This window comes from Streptomyces smaragdinus, assembly GCF_009604385.1.
In the GTDB taxonomy this organism is placed as follows: Bacteria; Actinomycetota; Actinomycetes; order Streptomycetales; family Streptomycetaceae; genus Streptomyces; species Streptomyces smaragdinus.
In genome coordinates, this window is record NZ_WEGJ01000015.1 from 61,568 (window position 1) to 85,295 (window position 23,728).

Here is a 23,728-nt window from a genome sequence, read left to right on the forward strand (position 1 = left end):
GGAATCAGACATGACCACCACCACCCTCATCCCCTTCGGCGCCCGCGCCGAGCGCACCCCTTACACCGTGACCCTGGCGGCGGGCTCGTTCGTGTACGACCCGTCCCGGCAGGTCAACACGCTTACCGACGGCTCCGGCGCCCTGTGGAGCCGGTCCGCGAGCCTCGCGGGCAGCTGCACGAACACGAACTGGGACAGCAAGAACGACGACACGTCCGACCCGTACCTGATGCGATGACCCAGCAGCCGTGCGGCGACCCGGTGCTGGTCGTCACCAAGGAACTGGACCCCTCGGCGGACCTGGTGGTAGACGAACTGACGATCCGGCATGTGCCCGTGATGCGGTTCGACATGGGCGACTTCCCCCGGTCCATCAGCCTGTCCGCCGAGCACGCCGCGGCACCCTGGGCGGGGGTCCTGGCCGACGAGTACCGGTCCGTACGGCTGGAGGAGGTGAGGGCCGTCTACTACAGGCGGCCCCGCCTGCCCGCCGTCCGCCCGGAGTTGTCCGAGCCCCACCGCACGTGGGCCAACGAGCAGGCACTGGCCGGCCTCCTCGGCACGCTGTACGCACTGCCCGTGACCTGGGTGAACCGTCCGGACGTGGACGGCATGGCCTCGCACAAACCGGGACAGCTTCCGGTGGCCGCCGCGTACGGGCTGCGTACTCCGCGCTCCCTGATCACCACGGCTCCGGAGGCGGCCCGGGCGTTCTGTCGTGAGGTGGGTGGCCCGGTGATCTGCAAGCCGCTCATGGGCGGCCCGCTGGAGTATCCGGACGGCCGCCGCACCGGGGTTCCGACCCATGTGGTCGACCCCGACGCCATCGACGACTCCGTGGCACTCACGGCACATCTGTTTCAGGAGTGGATCGCCAAGAGCCACGAGGTGCGACTGACCGTCGTGGGCACGGAGATGTTCGCGGCCGAGATCCACGCGGGCAGCGATGCGGCCCGCGTGGACTGGCGCAGCGACTACGACGCCCTCGGCTACGACGTGGGCGAAGTGCCGGACGGCGTACGGGCAGGCGTGCTGGGCTGGATGAAGCACTTCCGGCTCAGCTTCGGGGCCTTCGACTTCGCCGTCACCCCTGCCGGGGACTGGGTGATGTTCGAGTGCAACCCGTCCGGGGAGTGGTCCTGGATCCAGAACAAGACAGGCCTGCCCATCGCCGCGCACATCGCCGACCTACTCGCCGAGGGATGACCATGACGACGTACGACGAAGAACGCGCCACCCGGTTGCGCACGGCACTGGCCGACGTCCTCGAGGCCGGCGGGCGGCTGAGCGACCCGGCCTGGCGCAAGGCGTTCGAGGCCGTTCCGCGCCACCTGTTCGTACCGGAGTTCTGGACCCTGACCGACGACGGACCCAGGCGAGTGACGGCCGCCGATTCGGACTGGCTTGAGCTCGTTTACTCGGACGACGCCCTGGCCACCCAGTTCACGGATGGTGTGGCCACCTCGTCGTCGACCGCTCCGAGCTTGATGCTCGCCATGCTTCAGGCACTCGATGTCGCTGACGGCCACCGCGTGCTGGAGATCGCGACCGGGACCGGCTACAACGCGGCACTGCTGGTGGAGCGGCTGGGGAGTCCGCGGGTCGTCACCGTCGAGGTGGACCCCATGCTGGCGGGGCTGGCCAGAACTCGGCTGCGGCACTGCGGATACGACGCTCTTGTCCACGCCGGAGACGGCCGGGAGGGGTACGTGGATTCGGCGCCGTACGACCGGCTCATCGCCACCTGCGGGTTCCACACGGTCCCGAAGGCCTGGCTGGAGCAGGTGCGGGCCGGCGGGGTCATCGTGTGCCCCCTCGGGTGGGGGACGGTACGACTCGTCGTCACCAGTAACAGCCATGCCGAGGGGCGGTTCCTTCCAGACCCCTCGTACTTCATGGCCGTCCGCGACACCGACACCACCGGCACCCCGGCCCACCCGGGCAGGCCGGCGGCGATCAGCGACAGGTCCACCGACCTGGATCTGACCGTCGTCGCCGAGGACGAGACGTTCCGCTTCGTACTCTCGCTGGTCGTGCCGGACACCGTTTTCGCTTCGGAGAGCGACGGTGACGACCGGGTGACGGCCGTGGAGCTGTGGGGCGCCGGCGGGGCCTGGGCGCGGGCTGAGGGCGACAGGGCTCGGCAGGCAGGGCCCCAGGCCCTGTGGGACGCGGTGGAGGCCGCACATCGGTGGTACGAAGCCCACGGCCGCCCCGGTCGCGAGCGCTTCGGGGTCACCGTGACGGCCGGGGAGCAGAGCGTCTGGCTCGACTCACCCGACCGTCCGGTGCCCGGCGCCGGCCGCATCACGCCAGCGCCGCCGCCAGGAAGGCGAACGCCGTGACTATGACCGCGACGCGGACGTAGTGGTAGCGGTCCCAGCGGTTCGACTGTTCCTTCCAGTCCGCCGGGCGGGTCTCCGGGGTCCAGGTCTTGCCGCGGTTGTTGATCGGGACCAGGAGTGCGATCGACATGATCACGCTGAGCAGGAGCAGGGCGCCCGAGGTGATGACCAGGGGGGTGGACTCGTCGGTGGCGATGGCCCAGATCGTCACCAGGACGAGTGAGCCGATGTACCAGAACGGCATCAGCGCGCCCAGCATCCGGCCGCCGTGGGAGCGGGCCATCTGGTCGCTGTCCTCGGGGAGGGCGTTGAAGATGCGGTTCATGACGAAGGCGACCGAGAACTCCACGCCGACCATGACGCCGACGATCACGGTGGTGGAGACCTGGAGTGCGGTGAGCATGGGGGATCCCTCCTGAAGGGAATCTAGCGCTGCTAGGTGATGAGGCAACGCTAGACCTACTGATGCTTGATTGTCTAGCGGTGCTAGGATTTGCAGCATGTCGGTTCAGGAACGCAAGGAGCGGGAGCGCGCCGGACGCGAGCGCCTCATCGTGGCGACGGCGCGCGAGATCGCCGAGCAGCAGGGCTGGGACGCCGTGACCACGCGGAAGCTCGCCGAGCGGATCGAGTACAGCCAGCCCGTCCTCTACAGCCACTTCCGGGGTAAGCGGGAGATCGTCGGCGCGGTCGCGCTTCAGGGCGCCGGTGAGATGGCCGTGGCGATGCGGGCGGCCACCGCCGGTGTGGACGGGAGGCGGGAGAAGGTCACCGCCCTTGCCCGGGCCTACCTCGACTTCGCGCGGGCGAATCCCGCCGTGTACGACGCGCTGTTCCAGATGGACAACGGTCTGCCGTACGCCCGGGAGGACACCCCGGAGCCGTTGAAGGACGCCTTCGCGGCGCTGATGGAGACCCTCGGCGGGGTCGCGGGGGAGGGTGTCCATCCGGCGCTCTTCACGGAGGTCTTCTGGGCGGCCCTGCACGGGCTGGCGACGCTGGGGCGGGCCGGGCGGCTGCCGGCGGAGGACGACGAGCGGCGGGTGGAGGTGGTGGTGGAGCGGCTCGCGGTGCTGTGAGGGTCACATCAGCCCGTACACAGACGTCAAACCCGCCCCCGTACATGACAAAGGGAGTCCGGCCGCGACGGCTGAACTCCCTGGTCAAGGTGGCGGAGGCGGAGGGATTTGAACCCTCGATGGACGGTAAAGCCCAAACCGCATTAGCAGTGCGGCGCCATAGACCGGACTAGGCGACGCCTCCAGCACGCCACCGTGCCCGCCCGCAGGCGATCAGGTGGTGTGAGCAGATGATGGCACAGCCCGAGGGGCTGTCACCAATCGCCCCTACCGTACCCGGCGGGAGGCCGCCGGGGCAAAGCCCTTAACCCTCCGAGCCGCCGCCCGTCAGCTCCAGCACCGACGCCAGCCGCCGCCACTCCTCGCGCGGCAGGTCCCTGGCCGGCGTCGCCGTGACCACCTGCAGGGCGAGGTGGTCCGCGCCCGCCTGGAAGAACGTCTGGGCGCGGGCGCGGATCGACTCCGGGGTCCCCAGGGCGAAGACGGAGTCGATCAGGCGGTTGCTGCCGTGCGCCGCGAAGTCGTCGTCCGTGAAGCCCAGGCGGCGCAGGTTGTCGGTGTAGTTCGGCAGGCTCAGGTAGTAGCGGAGGTACGCGCGGGCCGTCGCCCGGGCCTCGGTGAGGTCGGAGGACATGACGACCTTCAGCTCCGGCGCCAGCAGCGGGCCCTCGCCCAGCTGCTTGCGGGCGTCCGCCACGTACTCCGGCGTGACCAGATACGGATGCGCCCCCGCCGCCCGCTCGCGCGCCAGGCGCAGCATGCGCGGGCCGAGCGCCGCCAGCACCCTGCCCTCGGGCGGGACCGGCAGGGCGGCGTCGTCGAGCGCCGTCAGGTACGCCGTCATCGCCGCGTACGGGCGGTTGTACGCGGAGGCCAGGGGGGCGTGGCTGACGCCCAGGCCCAGGGTGAAGCGGCCGGCGTGTTCGGCGTTCACCGCGTCGTACTGGGCGGCCACCGCCGGTGCCTCGTGCTGCCAGATGCTGAGGATGCCCGTCGCCACCCGGATCCGGCCGGTCGCCGCGAGGATCCGCGCGGCGTGCTCGACGCCGGGGCTGCCGCCCAGCCAGAGGGTGCCGTAGCCGAGTTCCTCCAGCTCGGCGGCGGTCTCGGCGATCTCGCCGCGGCGGGCGGGGTCGTCCTGGCGGAGGGCACTGCTCCAGAGGCCGATGCGGCCGAAACGCTGATGGTTCATGTACGTACAACCGATCGAGAGGGGGTCGTTGTTCCAGCGGCACGCGGTCAAGCGGCCCAGAACCCGTCAGCCGTTCGGGCAGGGTTCCCGATCCCCGCCCCCAACAGGGGTTATCGACCGCAGGGCGGGCATAGCATCAGGTACGGGGGACGGGTCGCCGCATCGGGCGTACCCGGCCGAGGACTTGGCTCCATCCCGAGCTCCACCCCGAGGAGGCGCACCATGGCGTCCGACCGCCGTTCGGCCCGCGACGCCCGTTCGAGCGTCTGGCTCAGCGACCGGCCCGCGCCCGCCGCCGGGAAGGAGCAGCCGCACGGTCTGCGGCTGGACAAGATCGTGGACGCCACGGTGCGGCTGCTGGACTCCGAGGGTCTGGCGAAGGTGTCGATGCGGCGGCTGGCGGCGGAGCTCGGCGTGACGGCGATGTCCGTGTACTGGTACGTGGACACCAAGGACGATCTGCTCGAGATGGCCCTGGACCAGGTGCACGAGGAGATCGGGCTGCCGGACGAGGCGGCGGACTGGCGGGCGGCGCTGCGGGAGCTGGCGTGCGAGCACCGGGGGATGCTGGTCCGGCATCCGTGGGTGTCGCCGCTGGCGGGCGAGTTTCTGAACGTGGGGCCGCGGGCGCTGGCGTTCGCCGACCGGGCGCAGCGGGCGATCCGCGGGTCGGGGCTGCCGGACGGGTCGTGGATGGGGGCGCTGGCGCTGGTGTTCCAGTTCACGTACGGGTTCGGGACGGTCGAGGGCCGGTGGCGGGAGCGGTGCCGGACGTCGGGGGTGAGCGAGGACGCGTTCTACGGCGAGGTGATGGGGCGGCTGGCGCGGCGGCCGGAGTACGCGGAGTCGCTGGCCACGGTGCGGGCGCGGGGGGAGCGGACGGTGGCGGCGATGCGGGAGCGGGACTTCGAGTTCGCGCTGGACTGCGTGATCGCGGGGATCACGGCGATGCGGGAGGCGGTGTGATGTCCACCCGGTCCTTCGCCGTCAGCAGACCGTCCGTGAAGCAGAGGCGGTACGCGCGGTCCAGGGACCAGGCGCCGATCCGGTAGAAGCGGCACTCGTCGGTGCCGGGCGGGTCCGCGGGGGCGCCGGCGGGGCGTTCGTCGTCGTCGGCCTGGTACGCGGGCAGCCTCCCGGCCACGGACGTCTCGCTCTGGCCCACCCGCAGCTCCCCGTACACCTGGGCGTCGAGGACCGAGCGGTACGAGGTGTACGTGTTGAAGCCGAACATCGTCACCCCCAGCACCCCTGCCGCCACCACCGGCACCCAAATGGCGTCGAGCATGCTCCGCCGCACCTTCCGCCGCGCCCGCTCCAGGGCCTCCCGCGACCGCCGCTCCCCCGGCGGTGTCGCCGCCGCCCCCGCCGCGAGCGGCAGCCGGGCGGTGACCGCGAAGCCGCCGTCCACAGGGTGTGCGTGGAGCCGCCCGCCCGCGAGCCGGACCCGTTCGTCGAGCCCGACGAGGCCGTGACCGGACCCCGACCCGGGCAGCGGACCGGCCGGGGGAGCGTCGTTGGCCACGGTGACCACCGCCTCTCCCTCCGCGAGGCCCAGCGTCACCCGTACCGCCGCCCCCGGCGCGTACTTCGTCGCGTTGGTCAGCCCCTCCTGGACCACGCGGTACACCGCCCGGTCGGCCATCGGCGGCAGCGGCTCACCGAACGCCCCGGTCAGGGTCACCGCCATCCCGGAGGCCCGCGCCCGCTCCACCACGTCGGCCGGGGTGTCCCCCGCCGGCAGCACCGGCGGGCCCTCGCTGTCCTCCCGCAGCACCCCGATGATCTCCCGCAGCCGCTCGGTCGCGGCGGCGGCCGACGACCGCAGCTCCCCGGCGGCCTCCCGGGCCGGAACGGACAGCCCCGCGTCCACCTGCAGCGCCCCCGCCCGCAGCGCGATCAGGCTGAGCTCGTGGCCGAGGGAGTCATGCATGTCCCCCGCGATCCGTGACCGTTCCTTGAGCCGCTCCCGGTCCCCGATCAGCTCCTGCTCCCGCTCCAGCCGCTCGGCGAGCTCCCATCCCGTACGGACCAGCTCGTCGTGCTGCCGTACGTACCGCCCCGCCAGCCACGGCAGCAGGATCGTCACCAGCGCGGTGGCGACCACGGTGAACCAGCCCGACACCGTAGCCGCGGGGACGATCCCGACCAGCACCAGCCCCGCCAGACACACCCCGCCGAAGAACAGCAGCCCGGTACCGCGGGCGGCGGCACGGCGGCCGAGGAGGAACGCCAGCACAATCTGGGCGATCGCGAAGTTGTTGGTGAACAGCTCCGGCGTCGCCGCCAGCCCCAGCCCCGCCGGCACCGCGGCGGCCAGCACCGGCAGCCGCCTGCTCACGGCGACGGCCAGCGCGAGCAGGGGCACGGCGGCCCACTGCACCCACACGAGCGGCAGGCCGGCGGGCTGCCCCCGCCCCGGCAGGTCGTCGGCGAAGAGGGGCGCGAGGATCGCGCACCACAGCAGCACGTCGGCCGTCACCGGCGACGACAGCAACCGCCGCAACATCGAACGCATGCCCGTCACGCTAGCCCGGACAGCGGACCACAACACCTGACGAAAGTAAGTACGACCCGCTGCCGATCGTGCACGGCCGCGAGCGCCCCCGGTTTCCTACCGTCGGAGCCCATGATCACCCTGAGAGCGCTCACCAAACGCTACGGCGACAAGACCGCCGTAGACGGCCTCACCCTCGAACTCACCCCCGGCACGGTCACCGGCTTCCTCGGCCCCAACGGCGCCGGAAAGTCCACCACCATGCGCATGGTCCTCGGCCTGGACGCCCCCACCTCCGGCACCGCCCTGATCGGCGGCCGCCCCTACGCCGACCTCGAACACCCCCTGCGCACCATCGGCGCGCTGCTCGACGCCCGCGCCGTCCACCCCGCCCGCTCCGGCCGCGACCATCTGCGGGCGATGGCGCTGAGCCAGGGCATCCCGTACAGCAGGGTCGAGGAAGTGCTCGGCCTGACGGGGATGACCGGGGCGGCGGGGCGGCGCGCGGGCACGTACTCGCTGGGCATGAGCCAGCGTCTGGGCATCGCGGGGGCGCTGCTCGGCGATCCGCGGGTGCTGATGCTGGACGAGCCGGTCAACGGGCTCGATCCGGACGGCGTGCGCTGGATCCGCACGCTGCTGCGGTCCCTCGCCGCCGAGGGGCGGACGGTGTTCGTCTCGTCGCACCTGATGAGCGAGATGGAGCGCACGGCCGACCGGCTGATCGTCCTGGGCCGGGGCCGGCTGATCGCCGACGAGCCGATGTCGAAGCTGGTCGCGGGCACGGAGGTGCGCGTCCGCGGACCGCGGCTGCAGCCCCTCGCCGACGCCCTGCCGGCCGCCCGCTGGACGGGCTCCGACGAGCTGACGGTCGCCGGGCCGAGCCCGCGGGAGGTGGGGAAGCTCGCGTACGACCTGGGGCTGCCGGTGTACGAACTGCGCGCCGTGGAGTCGTCCCTGGAGGACTCGTACATGAATCTGACCGCACAGAGTGTCGAATACGGAGCCGAACGATGACGAACACCGCGGCAGCCGAGTGGCTGAAGCTCCGGTCGGTCCGCTCCACCTGGTGGTTCGTGGCCGGCGCGGCGGTGACGATGCTGGTCGTCGCGCCGGGGACCGCGCTGACCACGAGCAACAACCTGGAGATGCACGGCGGCGACCCCGGTTCGGTGGACGCGGCGTCGGCGGCCGTGGGAACGGTCGCGTTCGCCGTGCAGTTCGTGCTGGGGGCGCTCGGCATGCTGGCGATGACCTCGGAGTTCGCCGGCCGGAGCATCACGGTGACGCTGGCCTGCACGCCGGTGCGGGCGCGGCTGATGCTGGCGAAGGCGGGGGTCGTGGCGGTGGTGGTGTTCGCCGTGGGGGTGCCGCTGGCGGCGGTCGGGACGGCGGTGAGCGCGCCGCTGCTGGACGAGTACGGGCGCTTCGACGCGGCGAGGACGGTGGCGCAGGTCGGGGCGATGGGCGTGCATCTGGCGCTGGTCGCCGTGCTGGCGCTGGGGGTCGGGACGCTGGTGCGGCGGTCGGCGGGGACGATCACGGTGCTGTTCGGGCTGCTGCTGGTCGTGCCGTTCGTGCTGCAGCTGCTGGCGGCGGCGTTCGACTCGGAGGTCTTCGCGACGGTCGCCGAGTTCACGCCCACGCTCGCCGGGCAGCGGTTCATGACCGGGGACGCGGAGTACGGGCTGGTCGTCGCCGCCTGGGCGGCCGCCGCGCTGGCGGCCGGGATCCGGGCGCTGCGGACCCGGGACGTCTGACACACGGAGACCGGAAACAACCGGTTCGCGGCGATTCGGCGCGTACGCTCCAGCCCATGCGCCGCTTAGTCGTGACCGCCCTCCTGCTCGCCGCGCTCGCCACCGGCGGGGCCGTCCGCGCCGTGGACGCCCCCGCCGGCCCGTCGGGTACGAACATCCTCGTCGCCGGGATCGACCGCCGCGCCGGACTGCCACGCGAGACCATCGACCGGCTGCACGTCGGCGGGGAGGGCTGCGACTGCACGGACGTGCTGATGCTCGTCCACCTCTCGGCGGACGGCCACCGGGCGAGCGTGGTGTCGCTGCTGCGGGACTCGTACGTGGCGTTCCCCCCGCACGGGCAGCACAAGGCGCACTCCGGGAAGATCAACGCGGCGTTCAAGGAGGGCGGCGACGAGTTCGCCGTCAGGACGGTGGAGCAGGCGACGGGGCTGAAGGTCGACCACTATCTGCGCGCCGGCTTCGAGGACTTCGCGCAGACGGTGGACCGTCTCGGCGGCGCCACGGTGTGCACCGCCGAGCCCGTGGAGGACGTCAACTCCGGCCTCGCGCTGGCCCCCGGCACCCATCACGTCGACGGCCGGGTCGCGCTGCGGTACGCCCGCGCGCGGCACATCCCGCCGCCGGGGGACGGGGGACGGGTGCGGCGGCAGCAGAAGCTGGTCGCCGGGATGCTCGACCGGCTGCGGGAGGCGGGGGCGTTCACCGATCTGGAGGCCGCCACCTTCACCGCGAGCGCCCTGCTGACGTCCGTCCACGCCGGCGGCGGGACGAGTCTGGTGGACCTGGCGCGGCTGGGGATGGCGCTGGGGAAGGTGCGGGACACGGAGTTCGCGACCGTGCCGGTGTCCGACTGGGACCACCGGGTGCCCACGTGGGGCTCGACGGTGGTGTGGGACCGGAAGCGGGCCGGGGCGATGTGGGAGGCGCTGCGGGAGGACCGGCCGCTGACGGGCGACGAGCGGATCACGCCGGCCGGGCGGACGGCGGTCGACATGCCGACGGAGTTCATCCGGGTGCGGACGTCCGACGCGGACGTGGCGAAGCGGCTGAAGGCCAGCGGTTTCGACGCCGTGGTGGAGCCGGTCGCCGCAGGGGCGACGGGGCAGACGGTCGTCACGTACGACCCCGAGTGGATCCGTTACGCCCCCACCCTGGCCGCCGCGCTGCCGGGCGCCCGGCTGGAGCCCGTCGCGGGGCACGGGAAGACGTTCGACATCGCGCTGGGGACGGACGGGCAGAAGGTGCTGCCGGTGGTGTTCGACCGGACGTCCGTCGAGGGCGCGCCGGTCTCCGGCAAATCACTGCTCTGCGACTAGCCCAGCCTCGTAAGCGACGACCGCCGCCTGGACCCGGTTCCGCACGTCCAGGCGGCCGAGGACGGCGCTCACGTACGCCTTGACGGTGCCCTCCACCAGAAACAGCCGCTCCCCGATCTCCGCGTTGGACAAACCCGCGCCGACCAGCGCCAGCACGTCCCGCTCGCGGGGGGTGAGCTTGTCGATCCGCTCGCGGGCGGCCGTCCGGCGGCTCATCCGGCCGCCGCTCAGCTGCTGGATCACGCGGTGCGCGATGCGCGGGGAGAGGAACGAGGCGCCGCCGTGCACGGCACGGACGGCCGCCATCAGCTCGTACGGGTCACCGGACTTGAGGAGGAAGCCGCTCGCGCCGCTGTCCAGGGCGCCGGTGATGTACTCGTCCTCGGAGAACGTGGTGAGCATCACCACCGCCGTGTCCGGCACCGTCCGGCGCAGCTCCGCGGCCGCGCCGAGGCCGTCCAGCAGCGGCATCCGGATGTCGAGGAGTGTCACGTCGGGCCGGTGGGCGCGGGCCAGGGCGAGGGCCTCACGCCCGTCGCCGGCCTCCGCGACCACCTCGATGTCCTCGGCGGCGCCGAGGATCGCCCGGATGCCTGCCCGTACCAGAGCCTCGTCGTCGATGAGCAGGACCTTGATCACCCCTCCGACCGTACTCCTCAGGACGGCCGGAGGGGTGGCTCGGAGCAGAATCAGCTTGCCTTGCCGACCGTGGTCGCCGAGGCCTGCTCGGCGGCCTGCTGGAGACCGCTGTGCTTTCCGAGGGCGACCTCCTTGATGAAGATCACCAGGATCAGCGCCACCGCGGCGATCGGGGCGGCGTAGGCGAAGATGTCGGCCACACCGTGCCCGTACGCGCTCTCCACGACGACCCGGACCGGCTCGGGCAGCTCGGACAGGTTCGGGATCTGCGACCCGTCGCCGCCGGGCGGCTTGATGCCGAGCCTGGTCAGGCCCTCGGTCAGATAGGTGCTGATGTGGGTGCTGAGCACCGCGCCGAGCACCGAGACACCGACCGCGCCGCCGAGCGAACGGAAGAACGCGACGGTGGAGCTGGCCGAGCCGAGGTCCTCCGGGGCGACCTGGTTCTGGGTGGCCAGGACGAGGTTCTGCATCATCATGCCGACGCCGAGACCCAGCAGGCCCATGAAGATCGCCAGGTGCCAGTACGGGGTGTCGTAGCGCATGGTGCCGAGCAGCCCGAGCGCGCCGCTGAGCAGCACGCCACCGGTGACCAGCCAGCCCTTCCAGCGGCCGGTACGGGTGATGATCTGGCCGGAGACCGTCGAGGAGATGAACAGGCCCGCGATCATCGGGATGGTCAGCACACCGGACATGGTGGGCGACTCGCCCCGGGCCAGCTGGAAGTACTGGCTGAGGAAGACCGTGGCGCCGAACATCGCGATACCGACGAAGAGGCTCGCGGTGGAGGCCAGGGTGATGGTGCGGTTGCGGAACAGCCGCAGCGGGATGATCGGCTCGGCGGCGCGGGACTCGATGAACACGAAGAGCAGGCCGAGCAGGATCGAACCGGCGACCATCACATAGGTCTGCCAGGACAGCCACTCGTACGAGTCGCCGGCCAGCGTCACCCAGATCAGCAGCAGCGAGACGGCGGCGCTCATCACGGTGGCGCCGAGCCAGTCGATACGGACGTTCTCGCGCCGTACGACGGGCAGCTTCAGGGTCTTCTGCAGCACGACCAGGGCGATCAGCGCGAACGGCACACCGACGTAGAAGCACCAGCGCCAGCCCAGCCACTCGGTGTCGGTGATCACACCGCCGAGCAGGGGGCCGCCGACGGTGGCGACGGCGAAGACGGCGCCGAGGTAGCCGCTGTAGCGGCCGCGCTCACGCGGGGAGATCATCGCGGCGAGGATGACCTGGACGAGGGCGGTGAGTCCACCGACGCCGATGCCCTGGATCACCCGGCAGACGATGAGCATGCTGGTGTTCTGGCTGAGTCCGGCCACGACGGAACCGGTGACGAAGATCACCAGGGATATCTGGACCAGCAGCTTCTTGCTGAACAGGTCGGCCAGCTTGCCCCACAGGGGGGTGGTGGCCGTCATCGACAGCAGGGCCGCGGTGACCACCCAGGTGTACGCGCTCTGGGTGCCGTGCAGGTCGGCGATGATGCGGGGGAGCGCGTTGGAGACGATGGTGGACGACAGCATCGCGACGAACATGCCGAGGAGGAGGCCGGAGAGGGCCTCCATGATCTGCCGGTGGCTCATGGAGGAGGAGTTTGTTTGTTGCACTAAGCAACGATATCCCAGGTCGTTGCCTCAGGCAAATACTCTTCTGGTCAACCCACGGCACGTTCGCTAGGGTGCGGCACCATGGCTCACAATCCCCAAGGTCAGGCGCCGGACCCCAACTACGACCCGGCGGGCAACACCCAGATGTTCCGCGCGTTCGTCGACGAGGGCGGCGTACCGCAGGCCGGCCCCCGGGCGGCCCAGCCGCAGAGCGGCGGAAACTCGCGCGTCGGACTGATCGTCGGCGTGCTCGTCGCCGTGGTCGTCGTGGCCGCCGCGGCCTGGTTCGCACTCGGCTGATCCACTCTCATCCGGCCGCCGGGAGCTCGTACCACTGCCCGGCGGCCCGGCCGTGCCTCAGTCGGAGATCAGACCCTCGCGCAGCTGCGCCAGCGTGCGGGTGAGCAGCCGGGACACGTGCATCTGCGAGATGCCCACCGCCTCCCCGATCTGCGACTGCGTCATGTTGGCGAAGAACCGGAGCATGATGATCTGCCGCTCCCGGGCCGGCAGCTGCGCCAGCAGGGGCTTGAGCGACTCCCGGTACTCCACGCCCTCCAGCGCCGTGTCCTCGTACCCCAGCCGGTCCGCGAGGGAGCCCTCGCCGCCGTCGTCCTCCGGCGAGGGGGAGTCCAGGGAGCTGGCGGTGTACGCGTTCCCGACGGCGAGGCCGTCCACCACGTCCTCGTCCGACACGCCGAGATAGCGGGCGAGTTCGGGGACGGTCGGGGAGCGGTCCAGGCGCTGGGACAGCTCGTCGCTGGCCTTGGTGAGCGCCAGGCGCAGCTCCTGCAGCCGGCGGGGGACACGCACGGACCAGCTGGTGTCGCGGAAGTAGCGCTTGATCTCGCCGATGACCGTCGGCATCGCGAACGTCGGGAACTCCGTCCCGCGGCCGCAGTCGAACCGGTCGATCGCCTTGATCAGGCCGATCGTGCCGACCTGGACGATGTCCTCCATCGGCTCGTTGCGGCTGCGGAAACGCGCCGCCGCGTACCGCACCAGCGGCAGATTGAGCTCGATGAGGGTGTCGCGGACGTAGGTGCGCTCGGGGCTGTCCTGGTCGAGCTCGGCGAGCCGCAGGAACAGGGAGCGCGAGAGCGTACGGGTGTCGATGGCGCCGGTGGGCGCCGGCAGCGGAGCCGCCGGGGTCTGCGCGGTCGCCGGCTCGGCATCGGTGAGCACCTTGGAGCTGCCCAGTTCTACGGACATGCCACCCCCTCGAGGTCGCGGTCGGTTCGCGGCCGTCCGACGGCGCCGGGGCACCGGCCCAGTCAGTCCAGCCTCATCCTGAATACCGGAGGCTGGGGCGCGGCAAACACGGTTCCAGCAGAATGTCACAAGTCGGCAACACGCTGTAGCGTCAAGTCGACATATTTGCGCAGTTCGCGAGCTTCCCGCCGGGAGCGGCGTGACCTGTTCCGGTTACAGGTCGATCCTGTTTGCGGACCTCAGCCTGGCGAAGCTGCGCGACAGCAGCCGGGAGACGTGCATCTGGGAGACGCCGAGTTCGGCGCTGATCTGCGACTGGGTGAGGTTGCTGTAGTAGCGCAGGACCAGGATCCGCTGTTCGCGTTCCGGTAACTGGACCAGCAGATGGCGTACGAGATCGCGGTGCTCGACGCCCGCGAGGGCCGGGTCCTCGTAGCCGAGGCGGTCGAGCAGCCCGGGCGACCCGTCACCCTCCTGCGCGGCCTCCAGGGAGGCGGCGTGGTACGCGCGGCCGGCCTCCCGGCAGGCGAGCACCTCCTCCTCCGGGACGCCGAGCCGGTCGGCGATCTCGGCGGCGGTGGGGTTGCGGCCGTACTGCGTGGTGAGGTCCTCGGTGGCGCCGTTGACCTGCACCCACAGCTCGTGCAGCCGGCGCGGGACGTGGACGGTGCGGACGTTGTCGCGGAAGTAGCGCTTGATCTCGCCGACGACCGTCGGCATGGCGAAGGTGGGGAACTGCACGCCGCGGTCCGGGTCGAACCGGTCGATGGCGTTGATCAGGCCGATCGTGCCGACCTGGACGACGTCCTCCATCGGCTCGTTACGGCTGCGGAAGCGGGCGGCGGCGTACCGCACCATCGGCAGATTGGCCTCGATCAGCGCGGCCCGCACCCGGGTGTGCTCCGGGGTGCCCGGCCGGGCGGCGAAGAGCTCCCGGAAGAGGACCTGGGTCAGCGCCCTGGTGTCCGTGGGCCGCTGCCGCGGCGGGCCCTGCTCGGGTGTACGGGGCCCGGGGGCCGGCGGTGCGGCGCTGGTCGACACGGACCGGACCACCCCTTCGCGCAACCTCGTCCCGGCCGGCTGCCCTGGCGGCAGACGGCTCGGACAAAACGGGAAAAGCGGTCATAGCATCACAAGAGATGTGCGCTCGTGCAAGCACCGTAAATCACCGTGTTGACGGCTAGTTGAGGCCGCGATCCGGGGGTATGGGATGACTCCCCGTCAGGGGGACGGCGGTCAGTTGACCAGTTCGGTCATGAAGTCGCCGATCCCCTCCGCGGCGTCCGCCACCCCCTGGAAGCCCACACCGACGAGGTCGGCGGAGCGTTCGGGTGAGTTGATGATGGAGTAGAGAACAAAGACGACGAGGATAGATATCGTCAGCTTCTTCACGTCCATGTGCGTCCACACCCTCCCCGGCGGCCGTCCGTGCGCCGCCCCCATGCGCCGGTCGCGTGAGTCTATCCAGCGACCAGGAATTATGGACCAAAGTCCTCCCGGGGAAGGTCTTTCGCCGCCTGTGGACGCCGCCCCGGGGGGCCACTATTGAGATGTGAGCCCGCCGCGGGCCGGACGGAACCCGGCGGCTCAGGGACGGCCCCACTGCGTGGCCGGCGCGCGCCGCGCTTCCCCCCAGTGGCGCAGCGGGCCTGAGGGCCGTCCCCATCGGGGGGAGGTGGCTTGTCCCCCCGATGTCACCTCCCCCCGGCCTTCCCCCTCCGGGACTCCCCGTGATCCACGGCACACGTACCGTAAATCTCCTGCGCTCGAAATTCGAACAGCAGTAGCATTGGCGCGTGGTCGAAGCGATGCGGGAACCTCAGCCCGCCGAGGCGGAACTCGCCTGGGTGCGCGCCGATTTGGCGGCCCTGTGGCGGACGCTGCCCTGGTCGGTGGACCCCTCCCCCGGACGTACGGACGACATCGGCTGGCTGCGGATCGAGCTGGTCGCCAGCCCCGCGTGGACGCCGGAGCAGCAGGCGGAGATGGAGCGGCTGCGGGCCCGGGAGCGGGAGCTGGTGCTGTGGCTGGGGACGGCGGCCTGAGTTCTTTGACGAGGGGGGCTTACGCGCCCGGCGGCGGCACCGCCCGCGGGCCGAATGCGCCCGGGGTCAGCGGCTCCTCCCGGGCATCCTCCGCCGTCTCGGCCAGCGCCCTGACCAGCGCCGTCTCATGCGCCGTCCGCCACACCAGGGCCCAGCGGGAGGGCGTCGCGTCGCGCAGGGGGACGAAGTCGATGTCCGCCCGGGGATAGTAGCGGGTCACGGGGGCGAAGACCGTCGTCACGCAGAGGCCCGCCGCCACCATCGCGAACGCCTCCTGGATGGTCGCCGCCCGTACGCCGCCCCGGATCGGGCGGCCGGACGGGGTCGTATCGGGGGCGAGGGTGCGCAGCCAGTAGTCGGGGACCGGATACGCCGGCCGCATCATCTCGCAGTCCGCCAGATCCTCCAGCTCCACGTACTCCCGCCCGGCGAGGGGATGGTCCGGCGATACGGCGAGGGCCACTGGCTCGACCAGCAGCTCGGGCCCGACGGTGAGATCGGCCTCGCGCACCGGCAGCCAGGTGAGCTGGACGTCGACGTCGCCGGCCCGCAGCGGGCCGAAGGGGTCGGAGAAGTGGGCCTCGCGGAAGCGCAGCTCGCACCCCGGATGGCGGGCGCGGAAGAGCGCCGTCAGATGCGCGATGTCGTGCGCCAGCGGCCCCATGATGCCCAGGTTCAGCGTCCCCGAGGCGCCGCGCGCGGCGTCCGTGGCCCGCTGCAGTCCGGCCGTGATCAGCCGGTAGCCGGCGTCCAGGTCGTCCCGCAGCCGGCTGCCTATCGGCGTCAGCGCGACCTTACGGGACGTACGTTCGAACAGGGCGGCGCCGATCCGGCGTTCCTGCTTGGCGATCGACTGGCTGACCCGCGCCTGGGAGACGTGCAGCCGCTCGGCGGTGCGGCCGAAGTGCAGCTCCTCGGCGAGTGTGAGGAAGATCTCGATGTCGCGCAGCTCCACTGCCGTTCACGCACCTTGTGGGTGTTCCATAACCGGACGGTTATTCAATCATCCGGGATACGTCCTTGATCAACCCCGGGAACGCGAACACGCTGTGGGTCATGAGCATGCTGGCCGAGGTCCCTGCCTCCGGCGCCGGGCCCGAGGTCTGGCACGCGGTGATCGCGGAGTCCCTGGCGCACGATCTGCCGGGGCTGCCCGCGCCCACGGTGGGGCAGATCCGCGGCCGGCTCGCTCACCCCGGCGCGGACAGCCGGCTGCGCTGCTGGCAGGCGCCGGGGACGGACGGGGAGGTGGCGGCCGTCGCGGGGGTGCGGCTTTTCACCTCCCCGGGGCAGGACCATCTGGCGGAGCTGGCGCTGCACGTACGGCCGGCTGACCGCGACCGGGGGCTGGGCGGCGGGCTGCTGCGGGCGGCGGTGGAGGCGTGCCGCGCCGAGGGGCGGCGGACGCTGTTCTGCGGGGTGCCGGCGGGGACCGCCGGGGAGGCCTTCTTTCTGCGGCACGGGTTCCGGCAGGTTCTTACCGTGCGCCATCTGGTGCTGGAGCTGGACGGGGTGCACCGGGCGTGGCTGGAGGAGCTGGTGGGGGAGCGGGAGGGGTACGCGCTGGCCCGGTGGCGGGGGACGGTGCCCGACCGGTACGCGGAGGCCTTCGCGCGGGCCAAGTGCGCGATGAACGACATGCCGGTGGGTGAGCTGGACCTCGGCCCGGTGGGCTGGTCCGCCGAGCGGCTGCGGGCGATGGCCTCGGTGGTCGCCGACCGGGGGGACGTGCTGCTGACGGTCGCCGCGCTGACGGGCGGGGAGATCGCCGGGTTCACGGAGGTCGTCGTCCCGGAGGGGACCGCGGCCCGCGCCCTGCAGTACGACACGGCGGTGGTGCCGGCGTACCGCGGGCACGGGCTCGGGATGTGGGTCAAGGCCGAGATGCTCCGCTGGCTGCACGACGCCTACCCCGGGGTGAGCGAGGTGGAGGCGGACAACGCGGCGGACAACGGCCCGATGCTCGCGGTGAACGAGCAGCTGGGGCTGCGGTGGGAGCGGGACACGCACGAGTACCAGCTGGAGCTGTGAGGACCCGTCAGAGCGTCGTGACGTCCAGCTCTCCCTCCGCGTACTGCGCCCGCAGCCGCTTCTTGTCGAACTTCCCCACGCTCGTCTTGGGCACCTCCGCGATCGCCGCCCACCGCTCCGGCAGCTGCCACTTCGCGATCCGCCCGCCGAGGAACTCCCCCAACTCCGCGAAGTCCAGCTCCGTCCCGGGCGCCGCCACGACCGCGGCCAGCGGACGCTCGCCCCACTTCTCGTCCGGTACGGCGACCACCGCCGCCTCCGCCACGTGGGGGTGGGCCATCAGCTCGTTCTCCAGCGCCACCGACGAGATCCACTCCCCGCCGGACTTGATGACGTCCTTCGACCGGTCGGTGAGCGTCAGGAAGCCGTCCGGGGTGATGGTCCCGACGTCCCCCGTACGCAGCCACCCGTCCGGGCTGAACTTGTCCTCCGGCCGGAACGCCTCCCCCTTCGCGCCCCCGTAGTACGCCGCCGCCACCCACGGCCCGCGCACCTCCAGCTCCCCGGCGGACACCCCGTCCCACGGCTGGAAGCCGCCGTCCGGCCCCGCCAGCCGCGCCTCGACGGAAGCGGGGAACCGGCCCTGGGTGAGCCGGTACGCCATCTCCTCCTCGGCGCCCAGATGCGGCGGCGGGTGGGCGACGGAGCCCAGCGGCGAGATCTCCGTCATCCCCCAGGCGTGCACGAGGCGGATGCCGTGCCGCTCGTCGAACGCCTTCATCAGCGCCGGCGGACAGGCGGAGCCGCCGATGATGACGCGGGTGAGGGAGGAGCAGTCGCGGGGCTTGGCGTCGAGCTCGGCGAGCAGCCCCTGCCAGATCGTCGGGACGGCGCCGCTGATGGTCGGCCGTACCGTCTCGATCATCTCGGCCAGCGGCGCCGGCTGCAGGAACCGGTCGGGCATCAGCAGCGAGGCGCCCGCCATGAACGCGGCATGCGGCATCCCCCAGCCGTTCACGTGGAACATCGGGACCACCGGCAGCGCGATGTCGCGGGGCAGCAGGGCGAAGGACTCGGCGGCGTTCAGCTGCAGGCAGTGCAGATAGACCGAACGGTGGCTGTACAGCACGCCCTTGGGGTCGCCCGTGGTGCCGGAGGTGTAGCACAGGGCGGCGGGGTCGCGTTCGTCGAGGGACGGCCAGTCGTACGTGTCGGGGCGGCCGTCGATCAGCTCCTCGTAGTCGTGCACGCTCACCGCGGCGCCCTCGAGCGGGGAGCGGTCGCCGGCGCCGGCGACCACGACGTGCTCGACGGACGTCAGCCGGGGCAGCAGCGGGACGAGGAGGGGGAGCAGGGTGGCGTTGACGATGATCACGCGGTCGGCGGCGTGATCGATGATCCAGGCCAGCTGGTCCGCGGGGAGGCGGAGGTTGAGCGTGTGCAGGATGGCGCCCATGGACGGGATCGCCATATACGCCTCGAGGTGGACGTCGTTGTTCCACATCAGGGTGCCGACCGGCTCCTGGGGGCGGACGCCGAGCTCGTCGTGGAGGGCGTGCGCCAGCCGGGCCGACCGGACGCCGACCTCGGCGTAGGTACGGGTGTGCGGGTCGCCCTCCCCGGTCCAGGTGATCACGCGGGCTCCGCCGTGCACGGTCGAGCCGTGGGCAAGGATCCGCGAGACGGTCAGAGGTACGTCCTGCATCGTGCTGAGCACGGGGCCTCCCGAAGGGCGCGAGGGTCACGAACGCGGTCGAGCCACGGGTCGCCGCCAGTGGTCGATGGCGCTGATTGTGCTGACCCGGGGAGGGCCTGTCACTACCTCGCGCGGCGGGGGGCTCAGGCGGCTTCGGTCAGCTCCCCGAGGCCCGCGTCGGCGCGCAGCTTCGCCAGGGCGCGCGAGACGGCGCTCTTGACCGTACCGACCGAGACCCCGAGGACCTCGGCGGTCTGCACCTCGCTGAGGTCCTCGTAGTAGCGCAGGACCACCATCGCCCGCTGCCGGTCCGGCAGCCGCAGCACCGCCCGCCACATCGCGTCGCGCATCGCCTGCCGCTCGGCCGGGTCCACGGCGGCCTCCGGCTCGGGCTCGGGCAGTTCGTCACCGGCCGCGTACTCGTCGACCCGGCGCCGGCGCCACTCCGAGGTGCGGGTGTTCAGCAGCGCCCGGCGGACGTAGCCGTCCAGGGCGCGCGGGTCCTCGATCCGGTCCCAGGCCAGGTACGTCTTGGTGAGCGCCGTCTGCAGCAGGTCCTCGGCGTCCGCCGGGTTGGGGGTCATGGAGCGCGCGGTCCGCAGCAGCACCGGTCCGCGTTCGGTCACGTACGTCGAGAACGCCGGCAGGTCGGCGGTGGCGGTGCTTACGGGCAGGGTCGCGGTCATGGCACCACGCTAGGAGCGGGCGGGCTGCGGCGGATCCGCCGCAGGTCGTGATACCTCGTCCCCCTCAGGGACTAGGCGGGAGGTGGACTACACCTTCTGGAGTCGGAGCGCGGGATGAGGGTGTCCCCCAGGGGCGTCCCCCACAGGGGGTACGGCCGCGCCCCCTTCGCAGGGAACGCGGCCGCGCATGACCCGAAGCAACCCCGGCGTGCTACCAGAGGTTGGTGAAGACGACCGCCGTGTCGCTCTGGTCGATCACGTTGCCCCAGCCGACGGCGGTGGCGGTGCTGCTCTCGTTCGATCCGCCGCCCTGCGCCACCTGCTGCGTCTGCGAGCTGATGCCGCTGTTGCTCCCGCCGACCCCGGCCTGCCCGACGTTGGCGGCGTTGGAGAATCCCTCGGCGAAGGCGCCGTTGTCCGCCTGGGCGACGCCGGAGAACAACGCTGCCGCGAGCGGAACGGCGGCCGCGGCGGCGATGAGGCGGGCGGTGCGGATGCTTGCCATATCTGGTCCCTCCCAGTGGCTCGAAAGCCGTTGAGTGCCGGAGCGGTTGGCCGTCCGTCCCGGCTGCTGTAACGACGTCGCGGACACATCCTTGCCCGCGGATCCCGGGCTATTCGGCCCAGAAGGCCCGAATCCCCCGCAGGCGTGAGCGAAGGTTCGTAAACCCGGTCGCGTCTCACCACTTCCGGTCATCGAACATTCGTCCGAACATGGACGTATGGTCGGTCCCGGATCCGCCTCTGCCCACACCGCCGCTCTCGCCAACGCCCTCGTCGCCGTACGCCGCGGCCTGCCCGTCTTCCCGCTGTCGCGCGCCAAACAGCCCGCCGTCCCCTCCCCCCACCGCACCGACTGGCCCCGGATCCCCTGCCGCGGCGAATGCGGCCGCGTCGGCCACGGCGTGTACGACGCCACGCTCGACCCGGACGCCGTGCGCGCCCTGTTCGCCGCCGCGCCCTGGGCCACCGGGTACGGCATCGCCTGTATGCGCCCGGCGCACCACCTCATCGGCATCGACCTCGACGTGAAGACGGGCACCGCCGGCCTCGCCGCGTTCCGCGCCCTCGCCGCCGGACTCGGCTTCGCCCTCCCCGCCACGGTCACCGTCCGCACCCCCTCCGGTGGCAGCCACCTCTGGCTCACGGGCCCGCCGGGCATCCACGTCCCCAACTCCGCGTCCCGGCTGGCCCCCGGCATCGACGTCCGGGGCACCGGCGGCTATCTGGCGGGCCCCGGCTCGCTCACCCTCAGGGGGACGTACCGCCTGGCCCCGGGCTCGCCCCAGCGCCCCGCGCCGGTCCCGGGGGCGCTGCTGGCGCTGCTCACGCAGCCGTTACGCCGCCCGGCGCCGTCTATCGGCACCGCCTGGAGCCCCCGGGCACGGGCGCTGGTGCGGTTCGTCGCGGCGTCGCGCCCCGGCGAACGCAACGCCCGCCTGTTCTGGGCGGCCTGCCGCGCGTACGAGTCCGGCCACGGCGAGGACACCGCCGGAGCGCTGATCGCGGCGGCCGCCGCCACGGGGCTGCCGCGGCGCGAGGCGGCGGCGACGGTGTACTCGGCGGGGCGGTACGGGCGGTGAGCTACTCGCCCGTAGCGCTGGTGAGCCGTGAATTCGCCCGGCTAACTTGGGCGTTGAAGAACCGGCCTCACCTCTGGAGCTCCCCTGTGACCTCGCTCGAGCAGCAACCCGATCCCGTGATCGACACCACCGTCCCGCACTCGCCCCGTATCTGGAACTACTGGCTGGGCGGCAAGGACAACTACGAGGTCGACCGGATAGTCGGCCGGCAGTTCCAGGAGATCTACCCGGACATCGTCCCGATCGCCCGGCACTCCCGCGGCTTCATGTCCCGCGCCGTCACCTATCTGGCGGGGGAAGTGGGCGTACGCCAGTTCCTCGACATCGGCACGGGCCTGCCCACCCTCGACAACACCCACGAGGTCGCCCAGCGCACCGCCCCCGACGCGCACATCGTGTACGTCGACAACGACCCGATCGTCCTCGCCCACGCCCGAGCCCTGCTCACCTCGAGCCCCGAGGGCGCCACGCACTACATCGACTCGGACCTGCGCGACCCCGACCGCATCATCGAACAGGCCGGAAAGCTGCTGGACTTCGAACGGCCGATCGCCCTGATGCTCTTCAACATCCTCGGCCACATCGAGGACACCGAGGAGGCCAGGTCGATCGTCCGCCGGCTGCTGCGGGCCCTGCCGTCGGGCAGCTATCTGGTCACGGCGGACGGTACGAACGTCGTCACCGGCGAGGCGTTCGAGCGGGCCATCGGCATCTGGAACGAGGTCGGCCGGCCCACGTATCACCTGCGGAAACCCGAGGTCATCGCCACCTTCCACGAGGGCCAGGAGCTGCTGGAGCCGGGGCTGGTGTCGTGCTCGCGGTGGCGTCCGGCGGAGAACCCGTTCGGGCTGCCGGCCGAGGTGGACGAGTTCGGGGCGGTGAGCCGCAAGCCGTAGTCCGTCCCCTCCCGCCGTGTCGTTCGCGGGTGGTGGCGCCGCTGTCCGGCTACCGCCGACGGCCCTCGGCGGGGGTGTGCATGACGGCCAGCAGCGCCATGTCGTCGTCCGTCTCCCCGCCGGTGTGCCGCCGTACGTCCTTCACCACGGTGTCGAGCAACCCGGCGGGATTCGGGAAGCTCCGGCGGGTGAGGCGCGCGCGGGGGTCGTAGAAGACGCCGTGCGCGTCGCGGGCCTCGCTCACGCCGTCCGTGTAGAGGAGTAGCAGCGCCCCCGGCGGGAAGGCCCACTCCCGCGCCTCTCCCGCCGGCCCGCCCCCCAGGTCCCCCAGCCCCAGCGGCAGGGCGCACGAATCGGGCTCCAGCACCTGTACGGGCCTGCCGGCGCCGGGAAACAGCAGGGGCGCCGGATGCCCCCGGTTGACGACGCGCAGCACGGACGGTTCCCCGTCGGGGATCTCCACCAGTACGGCGGTGACGAACCGCTCGTCGAGGCTGCCGTCCGTCACCCGCTCGTTGTCCCGCAGCAGCGACTGCTCGACCTTCGCCGCCGCCACCGCGAGATCCGGCTCGGTGTCGGCGGCCTCGTGGAAGGCGCCGAGCACCGTCGACACCCCCGCGATCGCCTCCAGCCCCTTGCCCCGCACGTCCCCCACCATCAGCCGCACGCCGAAGGGCGTCCGCCGCACCCCGTACAGGTCCCCGCCGACCTTGGCCTCGGCGTGGGCGGCCTCGTACCGGGTCGCGAAGGAGTACCGCCCGATCCGCTCGGGGGGTACGGGCATCAGCGCGACCTGCAGCGCCTCCGCCACCTCGCTCGCGGACGCCAACCGCGCCTCGCCCACCCGCAGCGCCTGGCTGACGACCAGCGACAGCAGGCCCACCGTCGCGGTCGTCGCGAGGCGGGCGATGGAATCCGCGGTCCCGAGGCGGTCCCAGTAGAGGAGCACCAGCGCGAACGAGACGATGGCCCCTCCGGCCACGACGGCGGTCCCCCGGAACGTCCACAGGGCGGCGGCCGCCATCGGCGCGGCGGAGAAGGCGGCGCCCACGACCGCGTCCCGGGGGGTGGCCAGGTTGATGACCAGGCCGGCGGCGATCAGCAGCGCCGACGCCAGCCACGGCACCCGCCGCAGCACCCGCGCCACCTGCTTGACGGCACCCACGCACCGGCCTTTCTCCCTCGGAGG

At 72.1% G+C, this 23,728-nt stretch carries 26 protein-coding genes and 1 tRNA gene; 13 read left to right on the top strand and 14 right to left on the bottom strand.

The genetic code is table 11. The features are described 5' to 3' along the window. The first annotated feature begins 10 nt into the window (after nt 1-10). From tgmA to SRB5_RS19755, 3 genes are read left to right on the top strand one after another with little or no spacing between them, the layout of a single operon-like run. Nucleotides 11-238, top strand: a complete 228-nt coding sequence (gene tgmA / locus SRB5_RS19745; protein ID WP_153453825.1) for a putative ATP-grasp-modified RiPP — start codon at nt 11-13, stop codon at nt 236-238. Beyond that, nucleotides 235-1,206, top strand: a complete 972-nt coding sequence (gene tgmB / locus SRB5_RS19750; RefSeq protein WP_153453827.1) for an ATP-grasp ribosomal peptide maturase — start codon at nt 235-237, stop codon at nt 1,204-1,206. The genes tgmA and tgmB overlap by 4 nt, the downstream gene beginning before the upstream one ends. A 2-nt stretch (nt 1,207-1,208) precedes the next feature. Next, the gene (locus tag SRB5_RS19755; protein WP_153453829.1) at nt 1,209-2,345 is read left to right on the top strand and encodes a methyltransferase domain-containing protein; all 1,137 of its coding nucleotides are present in this window, start codon (nt 1,209-1,211) and stop codon (nt 2,343-2,345) included. On the opposite strand, the gene SRB5_RS19760 is transcribed toward SRB5_RS19755, so the two are convergent. Beyond that, complete coding sequence (locus SRB5_RS19760) at nt 2,308-2,748, bottom strand: anthrone oxygenase family protein (RefSeq protein ID WP_153453831.1); 441 nt, start codon at nt 2,746-2,748, stop codon at nt 2,308-2,310. The genes SRB5_RS19755 and SRB5_RS19760 overlap by 38 nt on opposite strands. A gap of 97 nt (nt 2,749-2,845) precedes the next feature. Here SRB5_RS19760 and SRB5_RS19765 point away from each other — a divergent pair, with 97 nt between their 5' ends. Continuing rightward, on the top strand, nt 2,846-3,424 hold the full coding sequence (locus SRB5_RS19765) for a TetR/AcrR family transcriptional regulator (RefSeq protein WP_153453833.1): 579 nt from the start codon (nt 2,846-2,848) through the stop codon (nt 3,422-3,424). A 90-nt stretch (nt 3,425-3,514) separates the two neighbouring features. Here SRB5_RS19765 and SRB5_RS19770 read toward each other — a convergent pair. Together SRB5_RS19770 and SRB5_RS19775 are read right to left on the bottom strand one after the other, a co-directional pair. Next, nucleotides 3,515-3,608: transfer RNA gene (locus SRB5_RS19770), tRNA-Ser, on the bottom strand. A gap of 120 nt (nt 3,609-3,728) precedes the next feature. Next, nucleotides 3,729-4,616, bottom strand: coding sequence for an LLM class F420-dependent oxidoreductase (locus SRB5_RS19775; RefSeq protein WP_153453836.1), 888 nt, complete (start codon nt 4,614-4,616; stop codon nt 3,729-3,731). A 222-nt stretch (nt 4,617-4,838) separates the two neighbouring features. On the opposite strand from SRB5_RS19775, the gene SRB5_RS19780 reads away from it, so the two are divergent. After that, on the top strand, nt 4,839-5,582 hold the full coding sequence (locus tag SRB5_RS19780) for a TetR/AcrR family transcriptional regulator (RefSeq protein ID WP_153453838.1): 744 nt from the start codon (nt 4,839-4,841) through the stop codon (nt 5,580-5,582). On the opposite strand, the gene SRB5_RS19785 is transcribed toward SRB5_RS19780, so the two are convergent. Continuing rightward, on the bottom strand, nt 5,557-7,134 hold the full coding sequence (locus SRB5_RS19785; protein WP_153453839.1) for a histidine kinase: 1,578 nt from the start codon (nt 7,132-7,134) through the stop codon (nt 5,557-5,559). The two genes, SRB5_RS19780 and SRB5_RS19785, sit on opposite strands and share 26 nt — an antisense overlap. A gap of 111 nt (nt 7,135-7,245) precedes the next feature. Here SRB5_RS19785 and SRB5_RS19790 point away from each other — a divergent pair, with 111 nt between their 5' ends. The 3 genes from SRB5_RS19790 to SRB5_RS19800 are packed head-to-tail and all read left to right on the top strand — an operon-like array spanning nt 7,246 to nt 10,192. Then, on the top strand, nt 7,246-8,130 hold the full coding sequence (locus SRB5_RS19790; protein ID WP_153453841.1) for an ABC transporter ATP-binding protein: 885 nt from the start codon (nt 7,246-7,248) through the stop codon (nt 8,128-8,130). After that, a complete protein-coding gene (locus SRB5_RS19795; protein WP_153453844.1) occupies nt 8,127-8,873 on the top strand; it encodes an ABC transporter permease in 747 nt (248 codons plus the stop codon). Before SRB5_RS19790 ends, SRB5_RS19795 begins: the two co-directional genes overlap by 4 nt. Before the next feature lie 56 nt (nt 8,874-8,929). Next, nucleotides 8,930-10,192, top strand: a complete 1,263-nt coding sequence (locus SRB5_RS19800; protein ID WP_153453846.1) for an LCP family protein — start codon at nt 8,930-8,932, stop codon at nt 10,190-10,192. On the opposite strand, the gene SRB5_RS19805 is transcribed toward SRB5_RS19800, so the two are convergent. Together SRB5_RS19805 and SRB5_RS19810 are read right to left on the bottom strand one after the other, a co-directional pair. Beyond that, on the bottom strand, nt 10,175-10,831 hold the full coding sequence (locus tag SRB5_RS19805) for a response regulator transcription factor (RefSeq protein WP_323378164.1): 657 nt from the start codon (nt 10,829-10,831) through the stop codon (nt 10,175-10,177). The genes SRB5_RS19800 and SRB5_RS19805 overlap by 18 nt on opposite strands. A gap of 50 nt (nt 10,832-10,881) precedes the next feature. Continuing rightward, the gene (locus SRB5_RS19810; RefSeq protein WP_153453848.1) at nt 10,882-12,426 is read right to left on the bottom strand and encodes an MDR family MFS transporter; all 1,545 of its coding nucleotides are present in this window, start codon (nt 12,424-12,426) and stop codon (nt 10,882-10,884) included. Nucleotides 12,427-12,531: 105 nt separating this feature from the next. On the opposite strand from SRB5_RS19810, the gene SRB5_RS19815 reads away from it, so the two are divergent. After that, complete coding sequence (locus SRB5_RS19815; protein ID WP_153453850.1) at nt 12,532-12,750, top strand: hypothetical protein; 219 nt, start codon at nt 12,532-12,534, stop codon at nt 12,748-12,750. A 57-nt stretch (nt 12,751-12,807) separates the two neighbouring features. Here the strand turns inward: SRB5_RS19815 and SRB5_RS19820 are convergent, their stop codons facing one another. The 3 genes from SRB5_RS19820 to SRB5_RS35905 form a co-directional block, all read right to left on the bottom strand. After that, a complete protein-coding gene (locus SRB5_RS19820; RefSeq protein ID WP_153453852.1) occupies nt 12,808-13,662 on the bottom strand; it encodes an RNA polymerase sigma factor SigF in 855 nt (284 codons plus the stop codon). 213 nt (nt 13,663-13,875) lie between these two features. After that, entirely contained in the window at nt 13,876-14,703 is an 828-nt protein-coding gene (locus SRB5_RS19825) for an RNA polymerase sigma factor SigF (protein ID WP_323378165.1), read from the bottom strand. A 195-nt stretch (nt 14,704-14,898) separates the two neighbouring features. Continuing rightward, nucleotides 14,899-15,060, bottom strand: a complete 162-nt coding sequence (locus SRB5_RS35905) for a hypothetical protein (RefSeq protein ID WP_194292967.1) — start codon at nt 15,058-15,060, stop codon at nt 14,899-14,901. A 398-nt stretch (nt 15,061-15,458) separates the two neighbouring features. Here SRB5_RS35905 and SRB5_RS19830 point away from each other — a divergent pair, with 398 nt between their 5' ends. Then, on the top strand, nt 15,459-15,707 hold the full coding sequence (locus SRB5_RS19830) for a hypothetical protein (RefSeq protein ID WP_153453856.1): 249 nt from the start codon (nt 15,459-15,461) through the stop codon (nt 15,705-15,707). 19 nt (nt 15,708-15,726) lie between these two features. Here the strand turns inward: SRB5_RS19830 and SRB5_RS19835 are convergent, their stop codons facing one another. Next, entirely contained in the window at nt 15,727-16,662 is a 936-nt protein-coding gene (locus tag SRB5_RS19835) for a LysR family transcriptional regulator (protein ID WP_323378166.1), read from the bottom strand. Nucleotides 16,663-16,763: 101 nt separating this feature from the next. On the opposite strand from SRB5_RS19835, the gene SRB5_RS19840 reads away from it, so the two are divergent. Beyond that, entirely contained in the window at nt 16,764-17,738 is a 975-nt protein-coding gene (locus tag SRB5_RS19840; RefSeq protein ID WP_228390220.1) for a GNAT family N-acetyltransferase, read from the top strand. Between the two features lie 7 nt (nt 17,739-17,745). Here the strand turns inward: SRB5_RS19840 and SRB5_RS19845 are convergent, their stop codons facing one another. The 3 genes from SRB5_RS19845 to SRB5_RS19855 form a co-directional block, all read right to left on the bottom strand. Next, complete coding sequence (locus tag SRB5_RS19845; RefSeq protein ID WP_323378167.1) at nt 17,746-19,395, bottom strand: long-chain fatty acid--CoA ligase; 1,650 nt, start codon at nt 19,393-19,395, stop codon at nt 17,746-17,748. A gap of 122 nt (nt 19,396-19,517) precedes the next feature. Continuing rightward, nucleotides 19,518-20,060, bottom strand: a complete 543-nt coding sequence (locus SRB5_RS19850; RefSeq protein ID WP_153453858.1) for a SigE family RNA polymerase sigma factor — start codon at nt 20,058-20,060, stop codon at nt 19,518-19,520. A gap of 211 nt (nt 20,061-20,271) precedes the next feature. Next, nucleotides 20,272-20,565, bottom strand: coding sequence for a hypothetical protein (locus SRB5_RS19855; RefSeq protein WP_153453860.1), 294 nt, complete (start codon nt 20,563-20,565; stop codon nt 20,272-20,274). 217 nt (nt 20,566-20,782) lie between these two features. Between SRB5_RS19855 and SRB5_RS19860 the strand changes: the two genes are divergently transcribed. Together SRB5_RS19860 and SRB5_RS19865 are read left to right on the top strand one after the other, a co-directional pair. Continuing rightward, a complete protein-coding gene (locus SRB5_RS19860; protein WP_153453862.1) occupies nt 20,783-21,643 on the top strand; it encodes a bifunctional DNA primase/polymerase in 861 nt (286 codons plus the stop codon). Nucleotides 21,644-21,729: 86 nt separating this feature from the next. Then, the gene (locus SRB5_RS19865; RefSeq protein ID WP_323378168.1) at nt 21,730-22,539 is read left to right on the top strand and encodes an SAM-dependent methyltransferase; all 810 of its coding nucleotides are present in this window, start codon (nt 21,730-21,732) and stop codon (nt 22,537-22,539) included. Between the two features lie 49 nt (nt 22,540-22,588). Here SRB5_RS19865 and SRB5_RS19870 read toward each other — a convergent pair whose 3' ends face one another. Further along, nucleotides 22,589-23,704, bottom strand: a complete 1,116-nt coding sequence (locus tag SRB5_RS19870) for a PP2C family protein-serine/threonine phosphatase (RefSeq protein WP_323378169.1) — start codon at nt 23,702-23,704, stop codon at nt 22,589-22,591. Between the last annotated feature and the right edge of the window lie 24 nt (nt 23,705-23,728).

Excerpts from the sequence above, each read along its gene's own strand:
- tgmA (WP_153453825.1), top strand. The coding sequence starts at position 11 with ATGACCACCACCACCCTCATCCCCTTCGGCGCCCGCGCCGAGCGCACC.
- tgmB (WP_153453827.1), top strand. The coding sequence starts at position 235 with ATGACCCAGCAGCCGTGCGGCGACCCGGTGCTGGTCGTCACCAAGGAA.
- SRB5_RS19755 (WP_153453829.1), top strand. The coding sequence starts at position 1,209 with ATGACGACGTACGACGAAGAACGCGCCACCCGGTTGCGCACGGCACTG.
- SRB5_RS19760 (WP_153453831.1), bottom strand. The coding sequence starts at position 2,748 with ATGCTCACCGCACTCCAGGTCTCCACCACCGTGATCGTCGGCGTCATG.
- SRB5_RS19765 (WP_153453833.1), top strand. The coding sequence starts at position 2,846 with ATGTCGGTTCAGGAACGCAAGGAGCGGGAGCGCGCCGGACGCGAGCGC.
- SRB5_RS19775 (WP_153453836.1), bottom strand. The coding sequence starts at position 4,616 with ATGAACCATCAGCGTTTCGGCCGCATCGGCCTCTGGAGCAGTGCCCTC.
- SRB5_RS19780 (WP_153453838.1), top strand. The coding sequence starts at position 4,839 with ATGGCGTCCGACCGCCGTTCGGCCCGCGACGCCCGTTCGAGCGTCTGG.
- SRB5_RS19785 (WP_153453839.1), bottom strand. The coding sequence starts at position 7,134 with ATGCGTTCGATGTTGCGGCGGTTGCTGTCGTCGCCGGTGACGGCCGAC.
- SRB5_RS19790 (WP_153453841.1), top strand. The coding sequence starts at position 7,246 with ATGATCACCCTGAGAGCGCTCACCAAACGCTACGGCGACAAGACCGCC.
- SRB5_RS19795 (WP_153453844.1), top strand. The coding sequence starts at position 8,127 with ATGACGAACACCGCGGCAGCCGAGTGGCTGAAGCTCCGGTCGGTCCGC.
- SRB5_RS19800 (WP_153453846.1), top strand. The coding sequence starts at position 8,930 with ATGCGCCGCTTAGTCGTGACCGCCCTCCTGCTCGCCGCGCTCGCCACC.
- SRB5_RS19810 (WP_153453848.1), bottom strand. The coding sequence starts at position 12,426 with ATGAGCCACCGGCAGATCATGGAGGCCCTCTCCGGCCTCCTCCTCGGC.
- SRB5_RS19815 (WP_153453850.1), top strand. The coding sequence starts at position 12,532 with ATGGCTCACAATCCCCAAGGTCAGGCGCCGGACCCCAACTACGACCCG.
- SRB5_RS19820 (WP_153453852.1), bottom strand. The coding sequence starts at position 13,662 with ATGTCCGTAGAACTGGGCAGCTCCAAGGTGCTCACCGATGCCGAGCCG.
- SRB5_RS35905 (WP_194292967.1), bottom strand. The coding sequence starts at position 15,060 with ATGGACGTGAAGAAGCTGACGATATCTATCCTCGTCGTCTTTGTTCTC.
- SRB5_RS19840 (WP_228390220.1), top strand. The coding sequence starts at position 16,764 with ATGAGCATGCTGGCCGAGGTCCCTGCCTCCGGCGCCGGGCCCGAGGTC.
- SRB5_RS19850 (WP_153453858.1), bottom strand. The coding sequence starts at position 20,060 with ATGACCGCGACCCTGCCCGTAAGCACCGCCACCGCCGACCTGCCGGCG.
- SRB5_RS19855 (WP_153453860.1), bottom strand. The coding sequence starts at position 20,565 with ATGGCAAGCATCCGCACCGCCCGCCTCATCGCCGCCGCGGCCGCCGTT.
- SRB5_RS19860 (WP_153453862.1), top strand. The coding sequence starts at position 20,783 with ATGGTCGGTCCCGGATCCGCCTCTGCCCACACCGCCGCTCTCGCCAAC.